Origin of the sequence: Pseudonocardia sp. NPDC046786, from assembly GCF_040645415.1 — a bacterium.
Classification (GTDB): Bacteria; Actinomycetota; Actinomycetes; order Mycobacteriales; family Pseudonocardiaceae; genus Pseudonocardia; species Pseudonocardia kongjuensis.
The window spans coordinates 1-7399 of the sequence record NZ_JBEYYF010000055.1 but is presented as its reverse complement, the minus strand read 5'-3'; the positions used below and the strand labels follow the sequence as shown (position 1 = coordinate 7399).

Below are 7399 nucleotides of genomic sequence, written 5' to 3'. Positions count from 1 at the left end.
CGGGCACAGGCTCGATCGTGCTGGTCATGACTGCTCCTCCCACCGAGCTGCGCTCGGCGTGTCGGACCAGTTACACCGAAGATCAGACAGTCCCGCGCCATCAGCGGTGGGCAAGGGGTGATGCAGGGCGCGGCGGAACAGGTTGTCGAATCCGGGTTCCCAGGGCCAGTCCCGCGGTAGGTGCAGGTCCAAGCGGCGCCCGGAGCGGGCGATCCGAGCCGGGGCGTGATCAAGCGGGTGCGCAGGGTGCCGGTGCGGGCGCGGGCATGGATCGAGCCGGCCAGTCCGCCGGCGGCGCGGGTGAGGTTGTGGGCGATCGCGGCGCAGACCAGCCAGGCGGCGTTCGCGGTGAACACCCCAGAGGGCAGGTGGGCCAGTGCGGAGTCCTTCAGGTCGGCGATGACCTGCTCGACGATGGCGTGGTCGCGGTGCTGGGCTTCTGCGGTGAGTATCGGTTCGGGGCTGTCGGTGAACACCGCGTGATACCGGTAGGCGGCGAACAACTCGTCCTTGCCGCCGCGGGCTCGGGTGGCGGGGTTGAGCCGACGGACCCGGCGCACGATCAGCCGGGCGGTGACATGCTCGGCCTGGCGACGCCCGGTGAACGCGGTGAATCGGATCTCGGCGACCTCGGCATCGGAGACCCACCGCTGCTCGTCCTCATCCCAGATGGCGTTCGGGTAGCGGGTCGCCACCCACGCCTGCGGGTCGATGGCGGCGATCGCGGCGGCCACGGACTTGGTGTGGCGGGCGGTGATTGAGAACCGGGCCCCGGCCCGGCGACAGGCGGCGACGATGCCGTAGCCGTAGTAGGCCGAATCGGCGCGCACGATCACCAACCCGGTCGCGCCCGCCCGGTGTGCGGTGGCCAGGGCGCCGGCGAGCAGTGTCGGCGCGCCGCGCACCGAGTTCGTCGGTCCCTTGCGCAGCCGGGTCGCGGCGATTACCGGCGCCGAGGCCGCGGTGGAGAGCGTGGCGATCAGCGCGTTGAGCCCTTTGACGCCGCTGTAGCCGCGCCCGGCGCCCTGCTTGGCGTAGCCGAAGGTCCGCCCGACGGTGTCATCGATATCGACGAACGCCACGGTCCGCGCCCCGGCCAGGATCGGAGTGGCCGCGACGAGGCGGGCCAACAGCCGGGAGGCGACGGCGTCGAGCTGACGGAACTGACCGAAGGGTGAACCGGCGCAGGAACACCTCCAAGGTCGAGGACGAGCGGACCTGGTCGAACAGCCGTCCCATCCCGCCGTGACGCAGCACGTCCATGTCGCTGATCGAGTCCGCGCCCGCGACCATCCCCGCGACCAGCGCCAGGACCTTCGCGGCGGCGTTCGCCCCGCCCGCACCGGCCACGGTGAGCCGCTCGGCGAGCTGGCCACCCAGACCGCACCGCGCAGCCAGCGCCATCACCGGCGCGAGACCGCCGCACGACACGAGATTCGGATCATCGAACCGCACCGACATGACGCGACGGACATGGGATAGTCGCATCCAGCGGATGCCCTTCTGCGCGGACCGACGTGACCTCAGACAAGCCACATCGTCCCAGCGCAGAAGGGCATCCGTGTGTTACGACGCACCTTCACCACCGAACCCCGCCGGTGCATCCAAATTCAGGCAGTCGTCAAGAATCCGGTGAAATCGCTCACTGTCGGCATGAACAGCGAAACGTGCGTTACCCACCGTCCCGCTGCGCCCGTGCAGGTAATCAATGGTTGTCCGACCGTAATTCTGGGGGCTCACCGTTTCGACGTCGACAGTGACCTCCGTCAGCTCGAGAACGGCTGGGTCAATAGCGTAAGCAACGCAGAGCGCGTCGTGGAGAGGGGCAGAAAGAAGCGCCCCTACGCCATGAGGATCGGTTGCGTAATAGCTGTCGATGTAGTACTCGGTGACAGCCGAGACGACTTGACCGGCGCTGGTCTCAAGCTCTCGGTAGCGACGCAGGTCGTCACGGCTCACGAGCACCTCGTGCGTAGCGTCGAGAGGCGCGACGGTGAGGCGCTCGATGCCAGCCCTAAAGACGACATCGGCCGCCACGGCGTCGGCGTAGATGTTGAACTCCGCTGCTGGTGTCCGGTTTCCGGACTTCGATGCGCCGCCCATGACGATGACCTCTTCGACCGTGTCGATGACGTCGGGTGCCACCGTCAACGCGGCTGCGAGGTTGGTCAGAGGGGCGACCTGGATCAGGGTGATCGGATGAGTCGCGCGGCGCAACGTTTCGACCAGCCATTCCACGCCACGCCAACTGCGTGGCGTGAGCCCCGCCACCCCGACTGGCAGCGTGTCCTGGTGGAACATTCCTTCCGCCGGGTTGGGTGCGGACGGGTAAGGACTCGGTGCGAAGCGGCGGGCCAGGCCGGCGTGGACCTCGACCTCGCTCTTGCCGATCGCGTGTAGGACACGGAGGGTGTTGTCGGTGGCTTGATCCAGCGTCAGGTTCCCGACCACCGTCGTGCACCCGACCAGTTCGACATCCGGGTGCATGGCGGCCATCGTGAGCGCGACTGCGTCGTCGTTGCCGGTATCGACGTCCAGGATCACTGGCCGGGGCATCTGCTGTCAGCCTCTCGCATCGTGGCCGACCAGGCCGGGAGCGCCGGCTGGCGCTCGCAGCGGGATAACCACGTCATGAGCCCGACTCTGACCAGATGGACACCTTCCGAAGTCGCTCGATGGTCCGCCAAGTATTACGCTGGCCCTTATTGAGGCGGACGACGTCGCCGGGTCCGATATGGATCGTTTCCTTTGTGTCGTCGAATGTGACCTCGGCACGTCCTTCCAGGACCACGAAGACCTCGTCGTCGGTCAAGCCCCCAATGAGTCCTGGCTCCGCCTCCCATACACCGATCTCCGCCCCATCGACAGTGCCGATATGGTAAGTACCGGTCGGTACCGTGGTGCTGGCGTCCTCTAGTGATTCGTACCCTTCAGGCTGGAGCTGGTAGCGGAACACGTTTCCGAGATGCTGCGTCATTCTATGTACTTCCTTTCGCGGAATTCTCACTTCTTTGGTGCAGTCCCGAACGTCCATGCGGGCAGGGATCACCTGACCGAGGCTCATGACTCATCGCAGGTGAGTTCGCCCAGTTCTGCTACGGTGCTGACCGATGCATCGGTCGAGGCTTCCACGGAGCGCAGGGCGCCGTGTTTGATCTTGCCGGTCGCGGTCTTTAGGACGTCGTCGACGATGTAGATCCGCCGGGGGCACTTGTACGCCGCGAGTCGCCCTCGTGCGAACTCCACCAGCTCTTCGGAAGTCGCGGTGGCAGCGCTGTTCAGTGAGACGTAGGCGACCACCGTCTCGCCGCGGTACTCGTCAGGCTCCCCCACGACGGCAACCTCGAAGACATCGGGGTGCGCATACAGGACGTCTTCGACCTCGCGCGGCCACACCTTGAATCCCGAGATGTTGATCATGTCTTTCAGGCGGTCCACCAGGTAGATCCAGCCGTCCTCGTCCATGACGGCAACGTCTCCGGTTCGCAATCGACCCTCAGGGAAGCTGAGGGCGGTCGCGTCCGGATTCCGCCAGTACCCGATGGCGTTCTGAGGAGCTTCGACTTCGAGCTCGCCTTCCTGGCCGACCGGCAATGCCGTGCCGTCCTGGTCCAGGATCCTGACCGATACATTCTGCATGGGAACCCCGGCCGACAATGAACCGCTCGGCGCGTGCACAGGGGCTTCCAGATGGAGCGGCGTGGCGATGCCGCCTGCCGTTGTCTCTGTCATGCCCCAGGCGTTGCGCACCTCGAGGCCGAATCTCTCGCGGAGCTGGATGACGGTCGACGGTGGTACTGGTGCCCCGCCGGTATAGCAGCGAGTCAATGTTCTGAAGTGCTCGGCGCCAGCCCACGGCACTTTCATGAAAGCGTTGTAGGCGGTGATGGAGCCGACTGTGTAGGAAACGTTGTTCTCGGCGATCGCCTTGATGACGCTCTCCGCACGGAAGCGTCCGGTCATGACGAGGGTGGTATCGGCCAGCAGCGCGATTGCCATGTTCAGGCTGAGCCCAGTGATGTGGAACAACGGCGCGAGGGCCAGGATCGTGTCGCCGGGGCCGAGGTCGATCCACTGCGCGAAGTTCCGCGAGGAGTGCAGGATGTTGGCGTGCGTGTTCAACACACCTTTCGGAGGCCCGGTCGTGCCCGAGGTGTAGCTGATGACCGCCACGTCGTCCCCCGTGGCCTCCTCGGTGCGGGGCGTGCTGCCGAGATAGCCGCCGATCAGGGTGCCGACGTCCTGTGAGGAGGCACCTGCGCCCGTGTGCTTGACGCCGCGCTTCAAGCTGTCTCCTCTCGCGGTTCTGCGGTGTGTTGTTCGCGGTCTTGTGATCGCGCAGCGTGCGGGACGTGATTCTCGTCCGGGGGTGGGCTTCCACGGTCAGGTGGTGCAGCTGTGGCCGCGCGTCGCCGGAGTGCTGGTGCCGGGGTTGGCTGAGCGACTGACATCTGGGCCCGCTCGGCACCGCGACCGGGGAGACGGAACCGGTTCTACTGACGCCGCGCGTCGAGTTGTCGGCCCGATCGTCGGCGGTCGAGGGCTGCGGCCTGCTTACGCAGCTCGGTGCGGGCGAGCGCGTTCTTGTGCACCTCGTCCGGGCCGTCGGCGAAGCGCAGGGTGCGGATGCCGGCGTAGGCGCGGGCTAGCGGGAAGTCCTGCGAGAGGCCCGCCGCCGTGGGTCTGAATGGCCTTGTCGAGGATCCACTGGACCATAGCCGGGTGGCGATCTTGATCGCCTGGATCTCGGTATGTGCGGCCTTGTTGCCGACGGTGTCCATCAGCCACGCGGCCTTGAGTACCAGGAGCCGTAGTTGCTCGATGCGCACGCGGGACTCGGCGATCCAGTCGCGGATCACGCCCTGCTCGGCCAGTGGCCGACCCAAAGCGACCCGATCCTCGGCGCGGGCGCACATCAGCTCCACGGCCCGTTCGGCCACGCCGATCGAGCGCATGCAGTGGTGGATTCGGCCGGGGCCGAGCCGGGCCTGCGCGATGGCGAACCCGGCTCCCTCCTCGTGGATCCGGTTGGTGACCGGGACCCTGACGTCGTGGAAGGCCAGTTCAGCGTGGCCGCCGTTGTCATGGTCGTCGTAGCCGAAGACCTCCATGCCGCGCTCGATGGTCAGGCCCGGGGTCTCCCGTGGCACGAGAACCATCGACTGCTGCTGGTGGCGTTGGGCGTCGGGATCGGTCTTGCCCATCACGATGAAGATCCGGCAGTTGGGGTTCATCGCGCCGGTGATCCACCACTTGCGGCCGTTGATGACGTACTCGTCGCCGTCGCGCACGACGGAGGTGGCGATGTCGGTGGCGTCGGAGGAGGCGACGTCGGGCTCGGTCATCGCGAAGGCCGAGCGGATCTGTCCGTCGAGCAGGGGGTCGAGCCACTCCTTTCGCTGGGCCTCGTTGCCGAACATGGAGAGCACCTCCATGTTGCCGGTGTCCGGCGCGGCGCAGTTGAGAGCGGACGGGGCGAGATCGGGTGCGCAGCCGGTGATCTCCGCGAGCGGCGCGTACTGCAGGTTGGTCAGACCAGCGCCGTGCTCTCCCGGCAGGAACAGGTTCCGCTCAACGTCCCCTCTCCGCGCCCGACCCTTCCGGCGCTGACGCTGCGTATCGCCATCGACCCGAGATCCATTCGTGAGCGACGCTGGCACCGCCGCCGGCCGTTCCTCGTCACCGCTCTGAGGATGACCACACCCGCTGTCCTCTCCCCCACCGTCGGCATCTCGTGGTGGTGCCACGCGGAGGGGGCCCGACCGCCCGAGCAGACCGGCCACCGCGCCGCCCGGCACCTCACCATCGATGAGCACGACCGGAGGTCCGACAACGCCTTGCCGCTCACTTGTGGACATCGACGACGACACGCCCGTGTACCCGGCCTGCCACGACATCCTGAGACACGCTCGCCGCGTCCTCGAGCCCCACGACCGAAGTGATCGAGTCGAGCAGCTCGTGGTCCACGTTTGCCAGCCGGTCCCATGCTCGCCGCCGTCGGTACTCGGAGGCGTAGACGGAGTCGATACCGACCAACGAGACCCCTCGCAGGATGAACGGCAGCACCGTCGAAGGAAGATCGATCCCTTGCGCGAGACCGACCGCGGCGACCACGCCTCCGTAGCGGGTGGCTGCCAGAGCCGAGGCGAGGGTCGTACTGCCGACGGAGTCGACCACCGCGCTCCAAGCGGGAGTCGCCAACCCGTCGCTGGCCTCGGCCGGCAGCCGGTCGATGATCTCGCGCGCCCCCAGCCGGAGCAGCGAATCCCGCAGCTGGTCTGCCCGTCCGGTTGACGCCACGACATCGAAGCCGGCCTGGGCTAGCACGGCGATGGCGATCGTTCCGACGCCGCCACCCGCGCCGGTGACCAGAACCGGCCCGTTCGAGGGCCTCACACCAGCCTCGAGGATCGCCTCAACGGCCAGCCCGGCGGTGTACCCCGCAGTCCCGATCGCAGCGGCGCGCCGCTGATCAAGCCGCGAAGGCAGTGCTAGCAAGAAGGCCCCCGGAACGCGTGTCCGCTGCGTCAGCCCCCCGTCACGATCGGTCCCGAGACCGAAGCCATTCGCCACCACCTCATCGCCGACCGCGAACAGTGGACTCGAAGAACGGGTCACCGTTCCCACGAAGTCGATACCGGGAATGATAGGAAGGTGCTGCGGGATAGGCGAGCCCGCCTCCATCACCTTTCCATCCTTGAAATTGAGATCCGAGTAGAAGACGTCGACCTCGACATCACCCCAGGGTAGGTCGTCGTCGGCCAGCTTGTCGACCGAAACCCGGGTCGAGCCGTCGACTCCATGGATCCGTACCGCATGGAATTCGCGCCCGCCACTGCTGCTCACTTCTTACCCCACTCACCGAACGAGCTCGCGTCGACCAGTCGCCGCCTCAGCGACTGCACCAATGGGCCCTCCGCCTCGCTCGCGCGAACCACGGCGACCCACTCCGGGTCACGGACAAACACGCCCCATTTGTGCTCCATGTCTCCGACATCTGTGAACCGGAGCGTGTAGACGACCTCATTCAACGAGTGATCGCCCACCGAGGTCACGCCGATCTGAACGAGGTCCATCTGATGTTTGTCGACCAGGCGGAATGTGTGCTCATTGAATTTCGTGATGAGCAACTCAAGGCGGCCGGGCGTGGCGACGTACTCTCGGACCTCGTATAGCATTCTCTATCCTCCTCTGTCGGTTGCGCTATGATCCGACCGCCACAGGAACTCGCCAGGAGGGGACCGCCGGATACACGTCCCAGCAGCGATCGAACGGCGACGGATCACCGAGTTGAGGCGGAGCCCTCCTCGGCGAAGGCGGGGAAGACCTCCTTGGCCATCAGTTCCATGTTCTTGATGACCTCACTGATGGGCTGGCCCACCGCCACCAAGCACGCCAG

The 7399-nt window shown here is 66.5% G+C and carries 6 protein-coding genes and 1 pseudogene; all 7 read right to left on the bottom strand.

What is annotated here, in order from left to right; all coding sequences use genetic code 11:
• Positions 1-156: 156 nt before the first annotated feature.
• Positions 157-1488 (bottom strand): annotated as a pseudogene (locus tag ABZ881_RS30690) (IS1380 family transposase); the annotation flags it as partial.
• A 78-nt stretch (positions 1489-1566) separates the two neighbouring features.
• Positions 1567-2544 (bottom strand): nucleoside hydrolase, encoded by a 978-nt coding sequence (locus tag ABZ881_RS30685; RefSeq protein ID WP_358489526.1) that lies wholly within the window; start codon positions 2542-2544, stop codon positions 1567-1569.
• Positions 2545-2629: 85 nt separating this feature from the next.
• Positions 2630-2977, bottom strand: coding sequence for a cupin domain-containing protein (locus ABZ881_RS30680; protein ID WP_358489524.1), 348 nt, complete (start codon positions 2975-2977; stop codon positions 2630-2632).
• Positions 2978-3060: 83 nt separating this feature from the next.
• Positions 3061-4287 (bottom strand): AMP-binding protein, encoded by a 1227-nt coding sequence (locus ABZ881_RS30675; RefSeq protein WP_358489521.1) that lies wholly within the window; start codon positions 4285-4287, stop codon positions 3061-3063.
• A 206-nt stretch (positions 4288-4493) separates the two neighbouring features.
• On the bottom strand, positions 4494-5897 hold the full coding sequence (locus tag ABZ881_RS30670; protein ID WP_358489519.1) for an acyl-CoA dehydrogenase family protein: 1404 nt from the start codon (positions 5895-5897) through the stop codon (positions 4494-4496).
• Positions 5845-6846: an acryloyl-CoA reductase gene (locus tag ABZ881_RS30665; protein WP_358489517.1), complete on the bottom strand. Its 1002-nt coding sequence runs from the start codon at positions 6844-6846 to the stop codon at positions 5845-5847. The genes ABZ881_RS30670 and ABZ881_RS30665 overlap by 53 nt, the downstream gene beginning before the upstream one ends.
• Positions 6843-7178, bottom strand: a complete 336-nt coding sequence (locus ABZ881_RS30660; RefSeq protein WP_358489515.1) for an NIPSNAP family protein — start codon at positions 7176-7178, stop codon at positions 6843-6845. Before ABZ881_RS30660 ends, ABZ881_RS30665 begins: the two co-directional genes overlap by 4 nt.
• Positions 7179-7399: the final 221 nt, after the last annotated feature.

Coding starts and splice junctions, on each gene's coding strand:
- ABZ881_RS30680 (WP_358489524.1), bottom strand. CDS start 2,977: ATGACGCAGCATCTCGGAAACGTGTTCCGCTACCAGCTCCAGCCTGAA.
- ABZ881_RS30670 (WP_358489519.1), bottom strand. CDS start 5,897: ATGTCGTGGCAGGCCGGGTACACGGGCGTGTCGTCGTCGATGTCCACA.
- ABZ881_RS30660 (WP_358489515.1), bottom strand. CDS start 7,178: ATGCTATACGAGGTCCGAGAGTACGTCGCCACGCCCGGCCGCCTTGAG.